Source organism: Brevibacillus sp. RS1.1 (assembly GCF_013284365.1).
In the GTDB taxonomy this organism is placed as follows: Bacteria; Bacillota; Bacilli; order Brevibacillales; family Brevibacillaceae; genus Brevibacillus; species Brevibacillus brevis_D.
Map to the genome: position 1 here is coordinate 1 of NZ_JABSVA010000042.1, position 416 is coordinate 416.

Here is a 416-nt window from a genome sequence, read left to right on the forward strand (position 1 = left end):
AAAGGAAGAAGATCAATCAGGCTAGGTAACGGGTCAGCGCGTCACTCCGCGAATCCGGTACCGAAATTTAAATGAGTGACTGCGCTCGGAGATGCTCATGTATCGCTGTTTTCGGACGGGGGTTCGAATCCCCCCGCCTCCACCAAATACATAAAGTCAAGCCACCTGATGAGGGTGGCTTTTTGTTTGCAGGAGATAATTGTTATTCTTATTAGATTAAGAAGTTATTGGATACATCAGAGGACTACACTGATAGACTCAGTTTGTCACTAAATGGGGTTGATTTTTGTTGTTTAATGAGATTCTTGGTGTTGCTATAATTTTTATGTAAACTTAGATAAAAACAAGGAATTAGAGTAAACTTAGATAAAAACAAGGAATTAGAGTAAACTTAGATAAAAACAGCGAATTAGAGT

General features: G+C 38.9%; 1 other RNA gene. It reads left to right on the plus strand.

Features of this window, described 5'->3' with window-relative positions:
* Nucleotides 1-145: a transfer-messenger RNA gene (gene ssrA / locus HP570_RS29310) on the plus strand; the annotation flags it as partial.
* Between the last annotated feature and the right edge of the window lie 271 nt (nucleotides 146-416).